This is a genomic window from Labrys miyagiensis (assembly GCF_030160835.1).
In the GTDB taxonomy this organism is placed as follows: domain Bacteria; phylum Pseudomonadota; class Alphaproteobacteria; order Rhizobiales; family Labraceae; genus Labrys; species Labrys miyagiensis.
Genome location: NZ_BSPC01000063.1, coordinates 1 through 21,220 on the forward strand (window position 1 = coordinate 1; position 21,220 = coordinate 21,220).

Genomic DNA, 21,220 nt, shown 5'->3' on the forward strand with positions numbered 1-21,220 from the left:
ACACCAATCAGTCGTCTCAATTTAACCGGGAACAACCTCATGACAATCCACAGCTAGGGACGCCGAGGTACCGGGCATTTCGGCACAACTCTTGTTCTACCCAAACACTGACCAACGGCAATCGGCGGATAGCTTTCTCCGCTATGCACAGGGCTTCGGGCTGACTGCAGCCGAGATGGCCTGGTTTCGGGACCATTACTTGCCCGAACCTTCGATGAGGGAAGACTGGCGGGCCGCTCCACTACGAGCGAAGTCGCTGGTTGGCGTTGCTCCGGCTGTCGTCGTTCTAGCCGGACATGATATTCTCTATTCGGAGGGGTTAGCCTTTGCCAAGCGTTTGCAGAGGGAAAACCACGTTCTGCTGAAGAACTGGCCTGGGCAGATTCATGGTTTTCTGTCGCTTTCAGCGTTCATTCCCGAAGCGCACGAAGCCTTGGCCTGGGCTACCAGCGCATGGGCAAAGCTCGAGGCCGAGCGTCTCTGACCGCACAGAGCCGTCTCAGGCGGATTTCCGCATCATTAGAGTAGAGCGGATGCGCATGCGGCGAGGGGGTACAGTGATCCCAAGTGCCTCCGCGTCCAGGAGTTCGATCAGTTGGTATACGGTCTCGTGGGCGATGGCGTCAGTATCCTGCGCCATTGTGGTCAGGGGCGGCCAGACATAGCGACTCAGGGGATGATCATCATGGCCTGCGACCCGGAGGTCGTCGCCGGGTTCGCGTCCGATCTTGAGGCCTGTCTCACTTGCGGCGGTCATGACACCGAAAGCCAGACGATCATTCGAGCACAAGAATGTCCTGCCCGGCAGATCACCGCCGGCCAGTAGACGCCGCATCTGCTCATAGCCCACGCGCTCCAGCTCCCATGAGGGCTCGAGATCGCAGTTGATGATAATGGGTTCGTGCTCCTCAGCCCGCATCGCATCGCGGTAGCCATCCTGCCTAATCAGGGCATTGTCCGACAGGTTAGGACCTTCCAAGAGTACTGGTGGCTCGCCAGAACGGCAAAGGTACTGAACCATCGTCGTAATGCCCTCTCGGTGGTCATTGCTAACGAAGGGGACGTCGTCGCCGAGAGGTACATCGAAACTGACCGTGGGGACAGCATTCTTCAGGCTATCGAATACGCCAGGGCGCGACTGGTTGCCGAGCGGCGCGACGATCGCGCCCGCCACCCCGAATTCCAGCATACGCCGGACCGCCTCTTCCTCCAGATCGGGACGGGTTTGCGACGAGATTTGGATGGACCAGAAGCCACGCTCGCGCAAACTCGATTCGATATGTGAAACAAACTGCGCAAAAAACGGGTCGTAGATCGTTGGAATAATGATCCCGATATTGCGAACAACCTTGCTGTTAAGGTGCCGGACAAAAGAGTTGGGTTCGAAGTCAGACTGCTTGAGTACAGTCTCGATACGTCGACGGGTGGCGGATTTCAGGTCGAGAGGGTTGCTGAAGTACTTGGCAACCGTCGGTCGCGAGACACCACAGGCTTTCGCGAAGTCTTCCATCGATTTGAAGGTTTTACGTACCATTGGCGTCAACTCGTTCCTGGCCGAATTCCGGTGGCGCCGAAATCAATCGTCCACGATGAGTTTTTTAACTCGATAGCTCTCAATTGACAAATTTTGCATTTCGGAAATAATATTTTTCCACTCGATTGATTGATATCAGACGCAGACCGCAATTTTCGAGCATCTCAACCACATTTGAAATGGGCCGGGCATCGATATTTTCAAGATTGAGAGACGCTCCGACATGTTGGCGCACCTATTCGTGATTCTCAATGCCCCCGCCTAAAGGGCTTTAGCGTCAATCGAAGAACGAATTCAAAGGATAGCTGTAGATGTCTACCGAGAATTGGCCCGGTTTTTCCGCAAAGCTCTGAAACTCCCTTTATGCACCTTTCCGGTCTGGATTTGTGATGCAAGCGGGCGGAAACAGCGCGAAGTGATGCGTGGCGCAGCGTTCCTTATTTGAGAGGAGTCAGTTTGTCTTACCTGTTTTCCGCCGGCGATGAGGGCCTTTTGGCTTACGCTCGAGTGGAAGCATCAGCGGTGACCGGGCAAAATCCTTGCCGCGACAGGGCGTATCCGAAACGCAGGCATGAGGCTGGCGCAACTTCGCCCAACAAGTTCACGAGAAGGGCTGGGTGCTTGATCAGGTGCCCAAGCGAAGCGGGAGGCTCGCTATCGAAGAGCCATCCAAACACGTGTGACGCAGGGATCCAACTTTGAGATTTGCAAGGGTAGACCAATGCTTCGTGGCATAGCCGCATTGTTGCTGTTTCAATTGATAGGGGAGTCTATCGCCTTTCTGGCCAGCATTCCTGTTCCAGGACCGGTAATCGGAATGGTCTTGCTCTTCGTGGCCCTTCGAACGACCGGCGGAGAGCAAGGCGTGCTGCGGGGCACACCTGAATCGGCGGATGTGCTTCTTGAGCACCTCGGGATATTTTTCGTGCCGGCTGGGGTGGGTGTGACAGCACTGTGGACAGTGCTGCGTGGCGACATTCTCCCGATTGCGGTGATCCTGATGCTATCGACGCTTCTGACCCTGATGGTCACGGTCTGGGTTTTTCTAATCTCTCTACGTTTTCTCGTGAAGGGGGACCGTAGCGCATGAAAAATCCGAACGAGCTCTGGGTGTATTTGGCGGCGTCTCCGCTTCTGTGGCTTTGCTTGACTCTCTTCACATGGATTGCCGCGAACAGGCTATCGACAAAGCTGAACCGAAACCCGCTGGCCAATCCTGTTCTGGTGTCAATCGTTGTGCTAGCTCTTCTTCTTAAGACTTCAAGCACCAATTATAGCCAATTTTTTTCTGGAGCTCAATTTATCCATTTTCTGCTTGGTCCGGCCACTGTAGCGTTGGCGGTTCCATTGTATAGGCAGTGGGAGAACGTGAAGCGACTCACTCCGCCCGTGTTCGTTGCATTGATAGTTGGCTCCGCTACCGCGGTGGTGTCTGTCATTGCGCTGGGCAAAGCTTTCGATCTTCAAAAAGAGATTTTGCTCTCGTTCCTTCCCAAGTCTGCGACAGCCGGAGTGGCCATGTCGATCTCCGCATCACTCGGAGGCAATCCGTCGCTCACCGCAGTTTTGGTGATTCTTACTGGAATCTTCGGTGCCATCACGGTGACGCCGCTAATGAACCTGATGGGGATCACGAACTATGCCGCCCGCGGCTTTGCCGTCGGTCTAGCATCTCACGGAATCGGGACTGCGAGGGCCTATAATGTTGACTCAACTGCGGGATTGTTCGCGGGAATCGCGATGAGCCTTAATGCCATTGCTACAACGATTATCGTTCCCATCGTTGTGCGTGTTGGAGGGTTTTGAAGCCTCTGTGTCTGCGGGCCTCGACTGAAGCAGACCCAGTCCGCCGAGTGTCCCCAGCGTCCGCTCGTCTCGTTGGCTTCCGGGGCCGCTTCCTGCAAGTGGACGGCTATGACGGCTATGATCGGCTCACGCACATCAAGCGAGACCAAGGACCATGGCGCTCGTCCATTGTTGGAGCCAGCTGCGACGACGCCTTGTCAAGCTGGGGCGCAACACCAAGTCTCCGATCGCCGAAGCAGCCATCCGTCAGATCGCCGCGCTCTACGCCGTCGAGGCGTCGGTGCGCGATCTGTCGGCGCAGCTCCGACTTGCCGCACGAAAAGACTATGCGGCTCCGATCATCGCTACCTTGAAGTCGTGGTTTGAGACGCAACTGTCAATGATCTCCACGGGCTTCAAGCTGGCCGAAGATATCCGGTATGGGCTCGCTCACCAATCGACCCGCCTTGAGTGCCAGCTAGCAAGTCATTGAGGCCGTCTGATCCGGAGAGCCGTGCTGTCACCAGCCGGATTTTGCATTGACCGACTTTGCTGTGGTTGAGGATCTCCCACGGCGCCTTTTTGCAAATGCCGTGGCTGAAGTTATCGGACGCCAGGGATAGACTTCAAGACCGCTCTAAATCGCCCTTGACAAGCGCGGCACACTATGTTTGGTTTGAAACCAAACAAAGCTGCAAACTTTCACTTTCGGCGCGTCTTTCCGTGGCTTGCGAGGAGCGGAATAGGCCCCTTCGCCCGAGCGGGAGGGGTGGTTTAGAAGACGAAAACGGATAGTCGATTGGAAATGTTGCAAAGAATCTGATCGCGCGTCGGGAGCCAGGAATAAGCGTAAGAAATGACCCATGAACTAGAACAGCTTAGGGCAGCGAGCGATGTCGTCGCCGACATCGCTAACGTCGAGGCGGTACGTGATTTCAAGCCCGACAGTTGGATGGCTAAATCTTCAATTATACTTGATGCGCTGAGCAAACCAGCATTCAACGGCGCTGTCGCGGCGGCAGTGGAGGAGGGGCGTAGCTCGGGGCAAGCGGAAGCCCATATTGCAGCGAAGCTACCGATGGCAAGCGATAAGCTCACCGAGGAAATCCGCAAGTTCCACGCCGATGGGATGAGAGTTGAAACGATGCTAACCGACCGGCTTTCAGCCGTCAGCCGGATCTGAAGCCCTACCATGAGGCGAGAAGGGCAAGAAATCACGTTGGATGACTTGGCTTCGTTTCTGATCGCTCAAGTGAACGACCAGCGGATACTGGTCGGAATGGCAGGTCCGCCTGGCGCGGGTAAATCCACCTGCGCCGAGCACCTCAACGAGGTATTGAATGCCTCGGGCAAGTGCCGGTCAGCCATATTCCCGATGGATGGCTTTCATTACGACGACAGCATCCTGATCGCCCGCGGCCTACGTTCCCGTAAGGGGGCACCTGAGACGTTCGATGTGGCTGGCTTCCGCCACATGCTCGAAAGGTTGAAACACAATCAGGAGCCGGAGATCGCCGTGCCGGTCTTCGACAGGGAACTTGAGATCTCCCGGGCCGCGGGCCGGATGATTCCGCTCCAGGTCGGCGTCCTGATCATCGAAGGTAACTACATCCTGCTCGATCGGGAGCCTTGGTCGAGCCTGGAGCCGCTATTCGACGTGACAGTGAACATCCGCGTTCCAGAGGAAGTGCTGCGCCAGCGGTTGTACGCACGCTGGGAAGGCTTTGGAATACCAGCCGATGAGATTCCCGCCAAGGTTGAGGCCAACGACCTGCCAAACGGCGTTCTTGTGCTGGCTGAGAGCTTCAAGTCGGACTTTGTCCTCAGGACATAGTCTCAATTCTCGCTTTCCATAACAATCAACAAGAAGGAAGTCCCGACATGACTAGTTTTGACAAAGGCCCCATCCTCGTTACCGGGGCGAGTGGCGGGATAGGTGCCGCGACAGTACGCCAGCTCGTAGCTGCAGGTGCCGAGGTGATCGCGAGCGGCCGAAATCTGCAGCAGCTCAAATCCTTGGCGGATGCCACTGGCTGTCGCACACTGCCTTTCGACCTTGAGTCGGAGGAGAGCATCCGCAGCGCGCTTGAAGGGCTCGACGTCTATGGCGTCGTGAATTGCGGCGGTTTCGGTGGCGAAATCGCCACGCCTATGGACACCGACATCGCTGTCTTCGACAAGGTCATCTTGATCAATGCGAGGGGCGCGTTGCTCGTCACCAAATACACGTCGGCCTCCATGATCCGTCTCGGCAAAGGGGGCGCTATCGTCAATGTATCGAGCCAGGCTTCTCTCGTGGCGCTTCCCGGCCACATCTCCTACGGGTCGTCGAAAGCGGCTCTCGATAATATCACTCGCGTCTCGGCGCTCGAACTCGGCAAATACGGCATCCGCGTCAACAGCGTGAATCCGACGGTGATCATGACGCCCATGTCGGCATGGTACTGGGGCCGTCCGGAGATCGCAGAGCCCTTCCTGAAGACGATGCCCCTGGGCCGTTGGGCGACCGAGGATGAGATCGCGGCGCCGATCGTGTTCCTATTGAGCGACGGTGCTTCGATGATCTCGGGTGTTTCACTTCCAATCGATGGTGGCTTCACCGCCTGCTGATCGGGCAGCCAGCTTCAGCCCTCCCGTGGCGATGCGGCGGGAGGGCAGCTAAAGCGTTTTGCGATTTGACGGCATCGGCAAGAATCGCAAAGACGCGTCGAAACAAAGAGCTAGGGCAATGCAGCGTTTACGCTTAAACGCGCTTTGCTCTAGAGGGCGAATGCCCCAGGTCGCATGAGGACGGTCATCACCGCTATTGGTTTCCGCATCAGTCGCCTGAGTAAGGTCGCGATCCTGGACATGGCCGGGCCAGCGACCGCGTTGACCTATCAGGCCGAGGTCTCGGTAGTCCCGAAGCAGCATCTGCTCATCTGATTCCAATCCCCAATCGACCGGTGACAAAGTGAGCATTCCACTCAGTCAGAACAATCTCGGCCTCCTCCCGAACGGGATCTCTATTCCCGCCTATGACCGATCCAAACTTACCCCAGGAATTCTGCATATCGGCATCGGGAATTTCCACCGGGCGCATATGGCCATCTACCTCGACAAGCTTTTTGCCACCGGCCATGGCCTCGATTGGGGGATCGTTGGCGCGGGGGTTCTTGCTGCCAATGTTACGATGCGCGAGAACTTGAGGGTCCAGGACTGGTTGACCACGGTGGTCGAACTTGACCCAACGGCTCTGACAGCGCGGGTTGCTTGTTCGATGATAGACTTCTTGCCGATTGACCTGGCCGCGATTATGGCGGCCCTGGTTGATCCACGGATCCGCATCGTCTCGCTCACCATAACAGAAGGTGGCTACTACCTCGATGCGGCGACTGGCGGACTTGCGGTCGATCACCCAGAAATAAGGGCGGATGCTGAAAACCCGGAAGCGCCTAAGACGATCTTCGGCCTGATGATCAAGGCATTGGCTGCGCGCAAGGCAGCCGGCATTCCGCCGTTCTCCGTGCTCTCCTGCGATAACTTGCCGGGCAACGGAAACCTGACCCGGCAAACCGTTACAACTCTCGCCCGGCTCTCCGATCCCGTAATCGCTGACTGGATCGAAGCAGACGTCGCGTTCCCCAACAGCATGGTGGATTGCATTACCCCGGCTACTACCGTCCGCGAGCGTACATTGGTGGAGGAACGTTTCGGTGTCGTTGATCTGGCACCTGTTGTCTGCGAGCCCTTCCGGCAATGGGTGATCGAGGACCGTTTCCCTTCGGGCCGTCCCGCGCTTGAAAGCGTCGGCGTCGAGTTCGTCGAGGATGTTGCCGGCTACGAACTGATGAAGTTGCGCATCCTGAACGCAGGCCATGCAGCTATTTGCTACGCTTCCGCACTGCTCGGTCATCATTTCGTTCACGATGCGATGGCCGATCCCGATATCCTCGGTTGGCTGCGGGCATTGCAAGTGCGCGAAGCAATCCCCACGCTCAAGCCGCTGGCCGGGGTTGATTACACTGCCTATCTGGACAAGGTGATCGCACGCTTTGCCAATCCGGAAATTGGTGACACAATTCCGCGGCTGGCCCAGGGCGGGTCGGATCGTCAACCGAAGTTTATTCTCCCGACTTTGCAAGATGCGCTTGACGCCGGGGGGGCGATCGACGGGCTAGCGCTCGAAATTGCGCTCTGGTGCCGCTACTGCATGGGTGCGGACGAAGCCGGAAGGCCAATCAAGCTGGAGGACACCCGTGCTGCAGAGCTGATGCGTCTGGCGACCAACGCGGTCGAGCGTCCAAAAGCTTTTCTGCAGAATCCGGAAGTTTTTGGCCGGCTGGGCGAGGATCCCCGTTTCGCGGACGCATTTAACCACTGGCTGGGCCGGCTGCTTGAAGTTGGCGTGCGCGCGACGCTGCAGAACTATGTGTCGGGGTAGGGGACCGAGGAGCATTTTGCCAATCAAGCCAGCGCATGCCCCCACCCCGTCATTCGGGAGAATGAGCAAGATGATCCACGAGAAGGCTGATGACCGGCTGGATGATCGAATTTGTCAGGGCAACCGCGAGTAACTTCGAGCCCTGTTACGCGAACCGGAGAGAATGGCTCTTTGTTTATAAAACCATATACAAGTAGCCTAAAGGGTTGCCGTGTTACACGAATATTCGAGCCCCAAGAAAGAGATATACTATGAGTGGATGCGTAGATCCTGATGTTTGCTTTTCTCGCGCTGCAAGATAAGCGCTGCGGTCGGCCTGTGTTCACAGTAAATCCCGGACTTGAATGAAAGCCCCACATCCTTATGGGTAATTCACTTCCTCTTGTCGCATTTGTTTGGAGAGTAGCCCGATGTCGATGCCGCAAGCCGTTCGGCATATCAATGAGATACGGGTCTTAGACTTGGTATTTCGCCAGGGTCGGATTAGCAGGGCTAATATCGCAAAAGAGCTCGATCTCACGCGCTCGACCGCCAGCAGCATCGTCGCTCGTCTCGCTGAGGAGGGGCTCGTCACGGAAGACAACACGCAGGAAGATAGGGGAGCAGGAACAGGACGTCCTGGGACGTTTGTCCGCCTAAACGCGAAACACGCACTTTTTATGGGTGCCAACATTGGAATTGGATACATCAGTATCGTCGTACTGGATTTAGAGGCCAATATAGTTGCAAAGAGCAAGTTCCAGTTTGCGCAAGATGAGATATCTCCTGAATTAATTGCGCGGCGTTTGGTGGACGCTGTCAAAAACGTCAGGACTAAACTTGGTCCCGGCCGCGACGTACGAGGGCTGTGTATAGCCATTCCAGGAGTTATTGATCGCTCAGGCATCATACTTCGGGCACCATTTCTCGGCTGGCGTCGAGTACCAATTCTTGATCTTGTCAGTAATCTATTACCCGACCTTCCTATTTTGGTTGCAGAGAATGACGCCAATGCCTTCGCTATCGCCGAGGGTTACGACGACAAGGACAGTGAGACAGATACCGAGATCTATCTCTTTCTCGACGCGGGCGTTGGAGGCGCCATTGTCAACGGTGGCAAACTCCTGCGCGGCCACGACGGGTATGCTGGCGAATTCGGACACATGATTATCGGACACAGGGGATATGTAAAGCTCGCAACACCTGACGGCTCATTTGAAAGCTACGTTGGGTTGGATGCGATAATTAATAGATGTCGCCACTACGGCGGCAGTGTTGACACCTTCGAGGAATTCCTCGACGCGTTAAAATTGTCTAACGGCGCCGCCCTCTCCACAATGGTTGATTGGTCCTACTACCTCGGCAGGGGGCTCGCTCTGTTTGAGAGCCTGTTCAACCCATCGCGTATCGTAATAGGCGGAAGGGTAGCACCCCTGTTCCAACTATGCCGAGCTAGAGTTATGGAGAGTGTCCAACGGCACTTGCTCGCAGACCATCCACAGCCATTCATTACATTGTCAACGCTGGGCTTTGAAGGGCCGGCCATTGGTGCGGCTAAGATGCTGCACAGGCAGCTCTTTTCCGTTAACGAGGACTTGGTCTTCCGGAGAAATCCTCACAGGCAATAGCGCTGTTCGCAGCACTGAAAAATCCCAGCCACCTTGATTGGAGAAGTAGCGCGTGACCGAAGTATCAAGACGAGGCTTCGTGGCGGCTGGCGCGGCTTTGGCTGGCGCCGTGTCCACGGTGGGGCTTGGAGCCCGTGAGGTCCGCGATGCCGAGACTGGAAACGGGTTCACATCGGCTTCCTCCGCCATGCCGGGGGATTTCGGCGGCCCTGATGGCCACAAGAGTCGAGGCCCTGGCCTCCAGGGGATCCACGCGCTTTGTGAAGTCACCGGTGGTGGCGAGAAGGTTTATGGAATCGCGGTGGAGTATGACGTCAACATCGATCCCGCCAGCCTCGCCCCTGACACCTACAGAACGGGCGTCTTCCCCGCCGCCAAAGGGTTTTTCCCGGGAATGCCCCAGTCACACGACAAGAACGCCACTACGGCGGATGCCAAACCGCGGGCCGTCACGGCTATTTATGTCAATGCCGAGCCTGCGCTACGTCCCGATAGGAAGAGCGTCGCGGGCATGTATGTCATCGCCGAATTCCAGCATGACACCGACCTTAGTCTTCCAACCACCGACAGCGACAAGGTGGCGCTGACGCAGGACAAGAACGTCAGGACGGCGAGCGGTGATGTGTATGCCGCAAGCGAAACCATATGGAGCAACGCCGGTCAGCGCGGAAACAGCGTCGTCATCCGCGGCGTCGATGCCTGGGAACAGAACCACTGGTGGTGGGATGATACCCGTTCCGCTTGGCTCGAATACAGCATTTACCTGCCGAAGTCGTTCCTCAAGGAAGGCGGTGAACACAAGTCGTATCCGCTCGTCCTCGCAATCACCCACTCGGGAACGAGTTACGACGGCACTTGCGCCCAGACGCTAACAGAACAATGCATTGCCAGCATTTGGAGCTTGCCGGAAGAGCAAGACCGGCATGAATGCGTGATCATCACGCCGCGCTATGAGCGCACGACGATGAACGACTATTGGGAGCATACCTACGACGTCGAGAACACCTATAGGCTCGTCGAATCACTGCTGAAAAACACTTGGAACTACGGTAACCCGAATCTGGATGATCGAAGGGACAAGGTCCTGAAGATCGATCCCAAGCGGGTCTATTGCACGGGCTGGTCCATGGGCGCCATGACCTCCCTTTGGCTGATGGCGAAACACCCCCAGACCTTTGCGGCCGGGCTGATCATCGCGGGTCAGCAGCGGCCCAGCGATGTTGTCACGCTCGCCAACCAGAAGGTCCTGATCATCACGGGAGCAGACGACGACAAAGCCACGCCTTGGAATGAGAAGTGTATGCCGGTGTGGGAACGTGCGGGCGCCAAGGTAACCCGGCCTGCCGAGCGGCTCGACCCGGCGCTTATTTTCCCGGTAGATGGGCAACAAGAGCTGACCGACCAAGTTAATGGCTACCTCGACAAGGGCGGCAACATCACCTTCCTGACCTTTGCGGGTGTGGATCACATAGGTTCCGCGCGAAAGTTCTTCTACATTAAAGCCGCAAGGGACTGGTTGTTCCAGCAGGTGAAGTCGTAGGCAAGTCCGTGCAGCAATCCGCGATGTTTGCGTAGCTATCTCACAGTCTATCGCGTCATAGCCTGCAATCGGCGGGGCTAGCGGGCCTAGAGGGATTCGAACCCGTTCTATGTGGAGTGTCTAAGCGACTAATCTCGGAATCGCCCTCTTGATCAATCGCAAGAATCGGGTGTTGCAAGCCCCGCAACCAAGTCGAACAGAAAACCCCAAGCAAACTCAGCGAGTTGCTTCGGGTTTTCTTTTTCTTCGCCGGAGGCAGGGCGTGCTTGACTGATGAGGTCGAAGAGCTCGTTCGGGTTATCGAGCGCTGTATCCGCCGTCTACCATCAGGATTTGTCCGGTAACAAAGGACGCAGCAGAGCCCGACAGATAGAGGATCGCATCGGCGATCTCCTCCGGTTCAGCCCAACGGCCCAATGGATGGGCACTCTTGATCGCCGCTTCACCCGCCGCGGGATCTTCGAGGCCCTCGAGATAACGCCTGAGGAACGGCGTATTGATCGAGCCCGCACCCACAGCGTTCACCCGGACCCCGTGGGATGCGTAGTCGACCGCCATCTGCCGGACAAGCTGAAGCAATGCACCCTTGGCAGCACAATACGCTGCCTGCTCCGGGAGGCCGACGACGCTTGAAATGGACCCGGTGGCAACGATCGAGCCTGCGCGCCGCTGCAGCATCGTCAGCAGCGCGCGCTTGGACATCAGGAAGAAGGACTTGGCGTTCGCGTTCATGACGCTGTCCCATTCGTCCTCACTCGTGTCATGCACGGATTTCGAGATGATGAAACCGGCATTGCTGACGAGCACATCCACCGGACCCAGGCGCTCCTCCGCAGTGGCAAAGATTTTTTCGACATCCGCAGATTTTGTGACATCGGCGGTAACGGCGACAATCTGGCCGGACGAGCCCCGTTCCAGATCGGCAACGGCGGAGGCAATATCCGTCGCGCATACGCGGGCGCCGCTCTCGACGAACTGTGCAACAGCGGCACGGCCGACGCCGCCGGCCGCCCCAGATATCACAACGGTCTTGCCTTCAAAGTTCTTGCCCATGGTATCCTCCGAGTCGTTTGTTGATCGCGCTGTTGTTCGGCGGCGATGCTGGCGAGATGGCGAGTGGATCCCTCAGCCTGGTTCACTTGAAAACTCAGGCAAGCCGTGAGAGCGCATTTGGGAAGAAGTCCACGCCGTCGAAATTGCCCGATTTCAGGGCCATCATGAGATCACCTGCGGGCTGGCCAAGGGTGCGAAGCATTGAGAAGCGCGTTTCTTCACGAAACTGACTTGAGGGCTGGCAATGGCGCACCAGACAGCGACGCGTATGTTCGTGCGACCGAAGCGTCATCATCCCGGCCCATTCCCGCGCCGGAGGTTGCCAGGAACATTTGAAGTGCAGCGGCAGCGAGCGGCGCCGGGTACCGCTCCGCCCGAGCTATATCTTGCAAGATACCAAGGTCCTTGACGAATATCTCGACCGAGCTCAGCGGCGTGTAGTCGCCATCAAGGATGTGCGGCACCCTGTTCTCGAACATCCACGAATTTCCTGCCGAGGACGTGATGACTTCGTACACAGTTGAGAGGTCTAGTCCCAGCTTCGACGCAAGGACCATTGCCTCGCACGCCGCCGCGATATGAATTCCAGCCAGGTGCTGGTTGATCATTTTCACCGAAGCGCCGATGCCTGGCTCGCTTCCGAGTCGATAGACCTTGGTGGAAATCGCATCGAGGACATGCGTCGCCCGCTCGAACGCCGCAGTGCTGCCGGACGCCATAATCGTCAGGGCGCCGGCTGCCGCCTTGGCGGCGCCTCCGGAAATCGGCGCATCAAGATATAGAATATCCCGCTCAGCCAGGCGCGCCGCCAAGCGCTTCGCATCGGACGGAGCCATTGTCGCCGATGAGACAAAAACGGATCCAGGAGCCATCACGGGAAAAGCGCCTCCCTCGGCAAAAAGCACGGCGTCCGTCTGCGCGCTGTTGACGACGACGCACAGCACGACAGACGCGCCTTGTGCGGCCTCCTGCGGGGAGCTTGCGGTTGCGCCACCCGCTGCCATTAGTTTTGCGACAGCGGCCGGCGACGGGTCATATCCGATGACAGTGTACCCACGGCGAACCAGTGAGCTCGCCATGCCGTAGCCCATCGACCCCAACCCGATAACTGCGATGCTGGATTTCGATTCAGTGTCGTTGATAACCACGCCAAAATTTCCTTGCTTTAAGATCACGTATATGAAGATTATCTACAATCTGCAATGAAGTTCTCCAGTCGTGACGCACGTCAGCGAGACAAAGATTCGAGAGCAGATCGTTTGATATGGAGCATCTCTGTACAGCGGGGGATTAACTCCGGGATCCTCGGGAAACATCTCCGTCCGACTCGACAATGGCGGTTGGCTGGTTGCGCCGACGAAAGAGATTCCTCTACATGCAGCACTATATAACACCGTCAAGCAATCCCAAGCGGTCGTGCATCTCCGCTCCACCCATACGGTAGCACTTTCGATGCTGCCTGACGTGGATCCGAAGGCCGCGCTGCCTCCCATAACGGCATATTATCTCATGCGTGCGGGTCGAACCGCACTGCTCCCGTATTTCAGGCCTGGAGACCCTGCTGTCGCTGACGCCATCAAAGGATTGGCGGGCAAATATAGCTCTGTGCTGCTTGCCAATCACGGTCCGGTGGTGGCTGGAAAAGACCTGGAAGGGGCTGTGTACGCTATCGAGGAACTTGAAGAGACAGCCAAACTCCACTTGCTTCTTCGCAACCTGAACCCACGGCATTTGTCGCCCTCTCAAGTATCGGAACTTGCTCGGTACTTCGACCTCCCCGGCCATTCACACTCCGACGACCACGAGTAGCGCCATGAACGATCTTGACCCGAGCCGCACAAAATCGCGTTGACAGATTGTAGATAATCGTCAATCCTAAAGCAACTGAAGGGACAGTGAAAATGCTTAGTCAGGATCAGAGGACAGAGCACTTCCGGCAATCCATGCGGCGGCTTGCGTCGACGGTCTGCGTGATCTCCTGCAAGAGTGGCGGGGTGCGGTACGGCATCACTGTGACGTCGGTCACCCCGTTAAGCTTCTCGCCCATTTCGATCCTTGTCTGTGTGAACACGAAGGCCTCGATCAGCACGCCTCTGAAAGACGAGGGTCGCTATTGCATCAACATCCTGCGCGCCTCCCAAGCCGACGTTTCGAACTCCTTTAGCGGCGGTCTGCCGCCCGAGGATCGTTTCGGTGTCGGGGGCTGGGCTGACATGGATGGCGTTCCATATCTTCCAAATGCTCAGGCCTCGCTGTTCTGCGAGATCGACCAAGCCATCTCCTACGCCACTCACGACATCATCATCGGCCGGGTCTCGCAGGCATCCTTTGCCCCCGATATCTCACCTCTTGTTTACCAGAACGGTTCGTACGCGCTCACGGCGCCGCTCGCCCTTCAAAAGGCTGGGTGAGACAGCCCGCGGTAGCCGCCTGACGCCACACATGAATTAGGAGAATTTGATGCAACTCGGTTTGTTCAACCTCATGACCCTGCGTGACCACCCGGATGGCTCCCGCGGGGTCATGCGCGATACCCGCAAGATGGTCGAGACCGCCGAAGAGCTGGGTTTCGATATCGCATGGTTCGCCGAGCATCACTTCGCGAACTACTCCAGTTCGCCGTCGCCTTTGATGATGTGCTCGTACGCTGCCGGCTGGACGAAGACGATCAAACTTGGGCCCGGCGTGATCGTGCTGCCGCTTTATAACCCGCTTCGCGTGGCGCAGGAAATCGCTGTGGCCGATACGCAAACCGAGGGCCGCCTCGTCATCGGCTTGGGCACAGGGTATCAGCAATACGAGTTCGATCGCTACAAGGTCGTGCTGGACGATCGTGTCGACGTTTTTCTTGAATACTGGGACGTCATCGAGCGCGCTCTCGTAGACGGTGAAGTCGAGTACCACGGCAAGTACGTCTCTGTTCCCAAGACGAATTTCGCCATTGGAACGCAGCAGAAGCCTCTACCGCCGATTTTCGTAACCTCGTCACATCCGAAGCTTCTCGACCGCTTCAAGAAGTGGAAGGCAACGCCGTTTCTCGCCGCAAGCACGCTTGGTTCGCCGGTTCTCTATAAGATGGTCGACGGCCTGAACAACGCCTGGGCGTCGATTGGAGAGCAGCCGTCGACCAAGCCGTTGGCCATCATGCAGTATGTCAGCATCACCGACAGCCGTGCTGAAGCTCTCGAGGCGGCGGAGCGTGCCCGCTATGTCGGCCGCATGTCCAACCATCTTCGTCAAGCCAAGCTTCCGCTCGATGAAAAAGGCTTCATTAAAAACGAAGCCTACGAAGGCGAGTATACATTGGACGAATACGCCGAAAAGACCGTTGTTGGCGATCCGTATACCGTCGCTGGGAAAATTATTGCGGACATCAAGCGGCTCAATCCAAGCAACTACACCTGCAATTTCTCGTTCGGCTGCATGCCTCTGGAACGCGCGCACAAGTCGATCTTGCGCTTCAAGAGGGAAGTCGTGCCGTTGATCGAAAAGGAACTGGGCCCGCTCTCTAATATTGGCATTGAGAGCCAGCCAGTAAAGAAAGCGAGCTGACGAGAACGCAGTTCGCGCATACAAATAATGTCCAACAAACATGCAATAAAAGGGGAACTAAGCATGAAATCACTTGGCAAGACATTGCTGGCTACGACTGTACTCGCTATCGCATTTGGGAGCCATGCAAGCGCGCAGTCCGCGTTGGACACGATCGTGCAATCCAAGAAACTGCGCTGCGGGATCATGCTGGACAGCCCGCCCGCCGGCTTTCGCGACCAGAACAACGAGCCCGACGGCTATGACGTAACCTACTGCAAGGACATGGCGAAGGCGCTCGGAGCAGAGCCCGTGATCGTCGAAACGCCATCGCCGGATCGCATCCCCGCCTTGGTTTCGAACCGCATCGACGTGTTGATCGCATCCACCACGCCGACCCCCGCGCGGGCGCTGACAGTGGCCTTCACCCAGCCCTACACCAACAACATCATGACCGTGGTGACGCGCAAGGACACCGGGATCAACCAGTATTCCGATTTGAAGTCCAAGAAGCTCGGCGGCGTCGTGGGCACGACGCCCGAGCAGCTCTTCAAGGAAGAGCTCGCCAAGGGTTGGCAAGGTTCCGGTGCGACCTACACCGGCTATGCCAGCGATGCGGAATCCTACCTTGCTCTCCAGCAGGGCAAGATAGATGCTATCCTGATCGACGTAGGCGTCTTCCACGCGCTTTCGCAAAGTGGTCAGTTTCCGGAATTCGTCAAGGCGGGAGCCGCGCCCCTGGCCGATTTCGGCGCGATTGCGGTTCACCGTGACGACCAGCAATTCCTCAACTGGGCGCGGCTGTTCGTCTTCCAACAGGAGGTAAGCGGGCGCCGGGCCGAAGTCTACACGAAGTATTACGGCGATGGCCCGTTGCCGCCACTGACGGCCAACGGCGTTAACTTCTAACCACAAGGCTCATGCCGGCGGGAGAGCCTTCCGGCATGAGCATGGGGTGATTGCATGAACGGCTATCAGTTCTACTGGTCCATCGTCTGGGATTCACTCCCCCTGCTGCTGGCGGGAGCGTGGGTGACGGTCCAGATCACCATTCTCGCCTTCATTATCGGCACGCTGATTGCGATGCCCATGGCCGTCGCGCGCCAGCAAGGCGAGGGATGGGCTTACCGCCTTTCGACCTGGTGGGTGGAACTGGCGCGCAACACGCCCGCCGTCTTTCAGCTCTATCTGTTTTATTTCGGGCTGGGCGCCTTCCACATCAACATCCCAAGTTACGCGGCCGTTCTCATCTCCGTTTCTTTCAACAATGCCGGATATATGACGGAAATTTTCAGGGGCGGCCTGGCCGCTATCCCTCGACAGCAGTTTCCTGCTGCACGCTCACTTGGCATGACCAGCCCGCAAGCCTTCATCCATGTGATTTTCCCTCAGATGTTCAAGGTGATCTTCCTTGCCTATGTGACGCAAGGCATTTGGGGAATGCTGAATACCTCGCTTGGCATGCTGGTCGGATTGCAGGAGCTTTCGGGAGCCGCGCAGTACGCACAGTCAGCATCCTTCAGGACATTCGAGTTCTTTATAGTAACCGCGTTGATTTATTACCTCATTGCTAAAGGGTTACAACTCTCGTCCCATCTAGCATTTCGGCTCATCTACAGGAGCTAAGCATGCAGTTCCAGTTCGCAAACCAAGGCCTCACCTGGTCGGACGCTTACTTCCTGGCTCAAGGGCTGCTCAACACCGTCAGGCTCGCCGCCGCGGCGACCCTTGTCGGTACCCTTGCTGGAATCGCGCTTGGCTGGATTCGCACCGTGTCCGTGACCGCGAGGATCGCCACGGCGCCGTTTGTCGACATTCTGCGCAGTGTGCCGATGCTTATACAGTTGATACTCGCCAACAGCTTTCTATCGATCCTAGGCTTCGGCACTTCACCCTTCTGGTTTGGCACCGTCGCGCTTGGCGCCTGGATGTCGGCGGTAACTGCCGAAGTGGTCCGCGCAGCGCTTCTCTCGGTGCCAGTCCAATATCGCAAGAGCGCTCGCTCTCTCGGCATGAACCGCTTCCAGGAGCTTGTGTACATCTCCATGCCCCTGGCATTCAGAACGGGACTGACGCCGTGGATCGGGCTCGTCCTTAGCCTCATCAAGGACAGCGCTCTGGCGGGTGTGGTCGGCTACATCGAATACATGCGTTCCACTCAGGTGCTCATAACGAGAACGCACGAGACTTGGCTGCTGCTGTTAGGGGCAGGCCTTCTCTATTTCATCATCTGCTATCCCGTATCGCGGTATAGCCGCCTCCTCGAGAGAAAGGTCCTCGTATGATTGAAATCAGGAACGTGCGAAAGACCTTTGCTCAGCTGGAGGTGCTTAAGGGCATCAACCTTGACGTGAATAAAGGCGAGCTGCTGTGCTTGATCGGCGCCAGCGGTTCCGGAAAATCTACACTCCTTCAGTGTATCAATGGATTGGAACCCATTCAGGGCGGAGAGATCATCGTCGACGGCGTGAGCGTCCATGCTCCCAAGACGAACATCAACATGCTTCGCCGCAGGCTTGGCATCGTTTTCCAGCAGTACAACGCGTTCCCGCATTTGACGGCTTTGGAGAACGTGGCGCTTTGCCCTCGCGTGGTGGCGAAGCGAGGCCGCAAAGAGGCACGGGCGCTGGCGCAGAAGCACCTCGATCACATCGGTCTTGGCGATAAGGCGGACAGCCTGCCCTCGCAAATGTCAGGTGGCCAGCAACAGCGCCTTGCGATCGCGCGCGCCCTCGCCATGGAGCCAACCTACATGCTGTTCGACGAAGTCACTTCCGCGCTTGATCCCGAGCTCGTTGGCGAGGTTCTTGAGACGATGCGCTTGCTCAAGAGCGAAGGCATGACGATGGTGGTTGTCACACACGATATCAACTTCGCCTATGAGTCAGCCGACCGCGTCGCCTTTCTAAGTCAAGGTGAGGTCTGCGAGATCGGCACAGCAGCAGAAGTCATCGACAATCCGCAGAAGGAACAGACCCAGAAGTTCCTGCGTCGTGAAAAGCGCAGACCATTGGAAGTCGTCCGAAGTTCGGTCGCCTGACCCCGACCCATCAGCAACCGCACATCGAAGGTTCAAAATGATCTCGTATAATCTCGCGGGAAAGACCGCGCTTGTCACCGGAGGCGGCTCTGGTATTGGGCTCGAAGCTGCACGCATCATGGCGCAGGGCGGGGCTAAGGTCGCCATAAACTATCTTCCGTCGGACACTCGCGGCGATGCTGCGCTGGCGGAATTCAAAAAGTCGGGGCTGGACGTGATCGGTGCACCGGGGGACGTCGGCAATGCCGACGACGCCTCGCGCATGGTTCTGAAAGCAATCGAGGACCTCGGCCATCTGGATCTCTTGATCAACAATGCAGGCACTCCAGGCCGTAACACGCCGGTCCCGATTTCCGATCTCGACCAGATCACGGAGGAACTCTGGGCGAACCTTTTGAATGTGAACCTTATGGGCGTTTTCAGGTGCGCCAAAGCAGCTGCGCCGGCTCTGAAGGCTTCGAAGGGCGCGATCGTAAACACGGCGTCCATTGCAGGCTTCGGCGCCATCGCTAGCACCCCTGCCTACAGCGCCTCGAAAGCCGGCGTCATCAACCTCACCAAGAACTTGGCCCACGCTCTGGCGCCCGATGTGCGCGTCAACGCGGTTGCGCCCGGCGTCGTAGACAGCTCATGGGCCATGGAATGGTCCGAAGAACGCCACAACGCCGTGCTTGCAAACACGCCCTTGAAGCGCGTCTGCAGCACAACGGACGTAGCCGAACTCATGATCTTCTTGGGTTTCGCCGGAAGCATGATCACGGGCCAGACCGTCTCGATCGACGGCGGCGTTTACATCTAAGCCGGCTCCTTGAAACATAGCTACGTGCAAGACGCAGTGAGAGCTTAATGTCGCCAAGCCGAGTGGAATAGCTTGCTTTTCCACTCGTTCCTTAAGGACGGCGGAGCGACAGACTTCTCATTAAGCGATGAGATTCATATACAGTCTACATTTGCGATGCCCGTACAGCCGATCTCGTGCGGTCGCCAATGAGGTTCTCGATGCGACAAGCAACTGAAACCGGCGCCATTCTGGCTCCCATGACACAGGTGGAGACCACGCAATTCGCTGCCGAGCAGATCCGGAACGCGATCATAGCGGGGCATTTCAAGCCGGGCGACCGGCTGGTAGAACAGCAACTGACCGACATGCTGAACGTCTCGCGTCATCCAGTTCGCGAGGCGTTGCGTCTCCTGGCACGTGAAGGATTCGTCGAGATTCAGCGCAACAAGGGTGCGTCGGTCAGTGCCGTGGACGCGGACAGCGTCGTCGACGTCTATAACATCCGGATGGCTCTCGGCAGGATCGCGCTTGATCACCTGTTGTCAGTGCCCGGGAGGATTTCGCCCGACGTATTGAAGCGGCTCGAGAAGCTTTCACTGAACTCGTTAAAGTTCGCGGCGCTGGAGGATCAGTCCCACACTTTGCTGAATGACTTCGAGTTCCAGCAGGCGATCATCGATGCCACCGGACTCCAGCGGACGATGCGATACTTCTCCGAGCTCACAGGTGATGTCAGGCGTTTCAATAACTTGCTCTCCGTTGTCTACACGGATCGCAAGGGCGATGCGGAGAAGTATGTCGTCAAGCTTTTTGAAGCGATCCGCGACGGCGATCGCGAAGAAGCGCAAAGAATCTGGCAGGCCAAATTCCACAAAGCCGTTCACCGATATTTGGCGCTGATCAAGGATATCGAGCCCGATGGTGCTCGACGTCCTCGATAGGCATGTTGGTAGCCCGCTCAAGCCGTCGCCCGCTTCTTTCGCCATAAGGCATACTGGTGCCTTAGTACGCGCTTGGCTCTATCAGCTGCGCTTGAAGCATTATGTCGTGCCCGAGGCTGACAATTTCCTGAATAAAGCCGCTGCCCTCGGCAACGCGATAGGCGGCGAACATACGAGACGGCTGGACTGGCAGCTTCGTTTCCAATGCGGTGATCTGCCCATCGTCGACCGCGTTCTGCACCAACAGCCTCGGCAACAAGCTAACGCCAAGGCCAGCTTTGACCAGCTGCGCGGCGATTGTGGGGCTGCTGCATTTGCATATTCTCGATGGTTCGAGCCCAGCCTGGCGAAACCAATCCGTAATCTGCCGCCACATCGGTGCCGGATGAGGATTGGTAATAATCGTGATTCCGCTGAGGTGTGTGGGATGGAGCGGGGAAGGCAACTGGAAGTTCGGTGTCGCAACCCAGATCGCCGGCTGAATCCCGAGCGGCACCAATGTGAGCTTTGGGTCGCCTGAAGGATTGATCGCGAAGGCGATATCCAGGCGGCGATCGAGGACGCCAATCTCAAGATCGCTGCTCGTCCGCACGACGAATTCGAGTTCAAGGCCAAGATAGCGCCGCTCGATCTCATGCATGAAATTTGAGAGACAGGCTTGCGCGAAAGTCTCCGTCGTTCCGACACGCAGGATTCCGAAGTCGGGCCTCTGTCCTCGCATCACCTGCTGCACCCGCCCGTATTCTTCTACGACAACAGCGACGCTCGGCAGCAGCGCCTCGCCTTTGCGGGTCAACACAAGTCCACGCCCCGACCGTTCAAAAAGTTTGCTGCCGACATCTCCCTCCAACTGGTCGATACGAAGCGAGAGCGTGGGTGGGGATACACGCAGATGCCGTGCCGCCTCCTTCAGCGAGCCAAGCCGCGCTGTCCAAAACAATGCTTCGAGCTGAACGAAGGTGGGGCGCATAGTTTAAGAAACTTA

Annotated in this window: 23 protein-coding genes and 1 pseudogene; 20 read left to right on the forward strand and 4 right to left on the reverse strand. The window is 57.2% G+C overall.

The genetic code is table 11. The annotated features are described in order from the left end of the window. Positions 1 to 64: 64 nt before the first annotated feature. Positions 65 to 484, forward strand: a pseudogene (locus QQL24_RS26710) (alpha/beta hydrolase fold domain-containing protein); the annotation flags it as partial. A 15-nt stretch (positions 485 to 499) separates the two neighbouring features. On the opposite strand, the gene QQL24_RS26715 reads toward QQL24_RS26710, so the two are convergent. Next, positions 500 to 1,534 (reverse strand): LacI family DNA-binding transcriptional regulator, encoded by a 1,035-nt coding sequence (locus tag QQL24_RS26715; RefSeq protein ID WP_284315344.1) that lies wholly within the window; start codon positions 1,532 to 1,534, stop codon positions 500 to 502. 721 nt (positions 1,535 to 2,255) lie between these two features. Here QQL24_RS26715 and QQL24_RS26720 point away from each other — a divergent pair. The 10 genes from QQL24_RS26720 (at position 2,256) to QQL24_RS26765 (ending at position 10,889) form a co-directional block, all read left to right on the forward strand. After that, entirely contained in the window at positions 2,256 to 2,624 is a 369-nt protein-coding gene (locus QQL24_RS26720; protein WP_284315345.1) for a CidA/LrgA family protein, read from the forward strand. Further along, positions 2,621 to 3,340 carry an LrgB family protein gene (locus QQL24_RS26725; protein ID WP_284315346.1) on the forward strand — a complete coding sequence of 240 codons (720 nt, stop codon included), beginning with the start codon at positions 2,621 to 2,623 and terminating at the stop codon, positions 3,338 to 3,340. The genes QQL24_RS26720 and QQL24_RS26725 overlap by 4 nt, the downstream gene beginning before the upstream one ends. A 154-nt stretch (positions 3,341 to 3,494) precedes the next feature. After that, positions 3,495 to 3,812 (forward strand): IS66 family transposase, encoded by a 318-nt coding sequence (locus QQL24_RS26730; protein ID WP_284315347.1) that lies wholly within the window; start codon positions 3,495 to 3,497, stop codon positions 3,810 to 3,812. A gap of 363 nt (positions 3,813 to 4,175) precedes the next feature. Further along, the gene (locus QQL24_RS26735; protein WP_284315348.1) at positions 4,176 to 4,502 is read left to right on the forward strand and encodes a hypothetical protein; all 327 of its coding nucleotides are present in this window, start codon (positions 4,176 to 4,178) and stop codon (positions 4,500 to 4,502) included. A 36-nt stretch (positions 4,503 to 4,538) separates the two neighbouring features. Next, positions 4,539 to 5,153: a nucleoside triphosphate hydrolase gene (locus tag QQL24_RS26740; RefSeq protein ID WP_284315349.1), complete on the forward strand. Its 615-nt coding sequence runs from the start codon at positions 4,539 to 4,541 to the stop codon at positions 5,151 to 5,153. Positions 5,154 to 5,200: 47 nt separating this feature from the next. After that, positions 5,201 to 5,929, forward strand: coding sequence for an SDR family oxidoreductase (locus QQL24_RS26745; RefSeq protein WP_284315350.1), 729 nt, complete (start codon positions 5,201 to 5,203; stop codon positions 5,927 to 5,929). 174 nt (positions 5,930 to 6,103) lie between these two features. Then, a complete protein-coding gene (locus QQL24_RS26750) occupies positions 6,104 to 6,244 on the forward strand; it encodes a hypothetical protein (protein WP_284315351.1) in 141 nt (46 codons plus the stop codon). A gap of 28 nt (positions 6,245 to 6,272) precedes the next feature. Beyond that, on the forward strand, positions 6,273 to 7,742 hold the full coding sequence (locus tag QQL24_RS26755) for a mannitol dehydrogenase family protein (RefSeq protein ID WP_284315352.1): 1,470 nt from the start codon (positions 6,273 to 6,275) through the stop codon (positions 7,740 to 7,742). Between the two features lie 410 nt (positions 7,743 to 8,152). Further along, positions 8,153 to 9,349, forward strand: coding sequence for an ROK family transcriptional regulator (locus QQL24_RS26760; RefSeq protein WP_284315353.1), 1,197 nt, complete (start codon positions 8,153 to 8,155; stop codon positions 9,347 to 9,349). 52 nt (positions 9,350 to 9,401) lie between these two features. After that, positions 9,402 to 10,889, forward strand: a complete 1,488-nt coding sequence (locus QQL24_RS26765) for a prolyl oligopeptidase family serine peptidase (protein ID WP_284315354.1) — start codon at positions 9,402 to 9,404, stop codon at positions 10,887 to 10,889. 297 nt (positions 10,890 to 11,186) lie between these two features. Here QQL24_RS26765 and QQL24_RS26770 read toward each other — a convergent pair whose 3' ends face one another. Together QQL24_RS26770 and ltnD are read right to left on the reverse strand one after the other, a co-directional pair. Then, on the reverse strand, positions 11,187 to 11,942 hold the full coding sequence (locus QQL24_RS26770) for an SDR family NAD(P)-dependent oxidoreductase (protein WP_284315355.1): 756 nt from the start codon (positions 11,940 to 11,942) through the stop codon (positions 11,187 to 11,189). Positions 11,943 to 12,160: 218 nt separating this feature from the next. After that, positions 12,161 to 13,084: an L-threonate dehydrogenase gene (gene ltnD, locus QQL24_RS26775; RefSeq protein WP_284315544.1), complete on the reverse strand. Its 924-nt coding sequence runs from the start codon at positions 13,082 to 13,084 to the stop codon at positions 12,161 to 12,163. A 133-nt stretch (positions 13,085 to 13,217) separates the two neighbouring features. On the opposite strand from ltnD, the gene QQL24_RS26780 reads away from it, so the two are divergent. The 9 genes from QQL24_RS26780 to QQL24_RS26820 all read left to right on the forward strand — a co-directional run bounded on the left by QQL24_RS26780 (position 13,218) and on the right by QQL24_RS26820 (position 20,235). Next, a complete protein-coding gene (locus tag QQL24_RS26780; protein ID WP_284315545.1) occupies positions 13,218 to 13,751 on the forward strand; it encodes a class II aldolase/adducin family protein in 534 nt (177 codons plus the stop codon). 92 nt (positions 13,752 to 13,843) lie between these two features. Continuing rightward, a complete protein-coding gene (locus QQL24_RS26785; RefSeq protein WP_284315356.1) occupies positions 13,844 to 14,353 on the forward strand; it encodes a flavin reductase family protein in 510 nt (169 codons plus the stop codon). Positions 14,354 to 14,402: 49 nt separating this feature from the next. Further along, the gene (locus QQL24_RS26790; protein WP_284315357.1) at positions 14,403 to 15,494 is read left to right on the forward strand and encodes an LLM class flavin-dependent oxidoreductase; all 1,092 of its coding nucleotides are present in this window, start codon (positions 14,403 to 14,405) and stop codon (positions 15,492 to 15,494) included. A gap of 156 nt (positions 15,495 to 15,650) precedes the next feature. Then, positions 15,651 to 16,382 (forward strand): ABC transporter substrate-binding protein, encoded by a 732-nt coding sequence (locus QQL24_RS26795; protein WP_284315358.1) that lies wholly within the window; start codon positions 15,651 to 15,653, stop codon positions 16,380 to 16,382. 54 nt (positions 16,383 to 16,436) lie between these two features. Next, a complete protein-coding gene (locus QQL24_RS26800) occupies positions 16,437 to 17,099 on the forward strand; it encodes an amino acid ABC transporter permease (protein ID WP_284315359.1) in 663 nt (220 codons plus the stop codon). Between the two features lie 2 nt (positions 17,100 to 17,101). Then, on the forward strand, positions 17,102 to 17,758 hold the full coding sequence (locus QQL24_RS26805) for an amino acid ABC transporter permease (RefSeq protein WP_284315360.1): 657 nt from the start codon (positions 17,102 to 17,104) through the stop codon (positions 17,756 to 17,758). Then, positions 17,755 to 18,513, forward strand: coding sequence for an amino acid ABC transporter ATP-binding protein (locus QQL24_RS26810; protein WP_284315361.1), 759 nt, complete (start codon positions 17,755 to 17,757; stop codon positions 18,511 to 18,513). Before QQL24_RS26805 ends, QQL24_RS26810 begins: the two co-directional genes overlap by 4 nt. A 37-nt stretch (positions 18,514 to 18,550) precedes the next feature. Next, positions 18,551 to 19,312: an SDR family NAD(P)-dependent oxidoreductase gene (locus tag QQL24_RS26815; RefSeq protein ID WP_284315362.1), complete on the forward strand. Its 762-nt coding sequence runs from the start codon at positions 18,551 to 18,553 to the stop codon at positions 19,310 to 19,312. A 200-nt stretch (positions 19,313 to 19,512) separates the two neighbouring features. Then, positions 19,513 to 20,235: a GntR family transcriptional regulator gene (locus QQL24_RS26820; RefSeq protein WP_284315363.1), complete on the forward strand. Its 723-nt coding sequence runs from the start codon at positions 19,513 to 19,515 to the stop codon at positions 20,233 to 20,235. A gap of 61 nt (positions 20,236 to 20,296) precedes the next feature. On the opposite strand, the gene QQL24_RS26825 is transcribed toward QQL24_RS26820, so the two are convergent. Beyond that, complete coding sequence (locus tag QQL24_RS26825; RefSeq protein WP_284315364.1) at positions 20,297 to 21,205, reverse strand: LysR family transcriptional regulator; 909 nt, start codon at positions 21,203 to 21,205, stop codon at positions 20,297 to 20,299. Between the last annotated feature and the right edge of the window lie 15 nt (positions 21,206 to 21,220).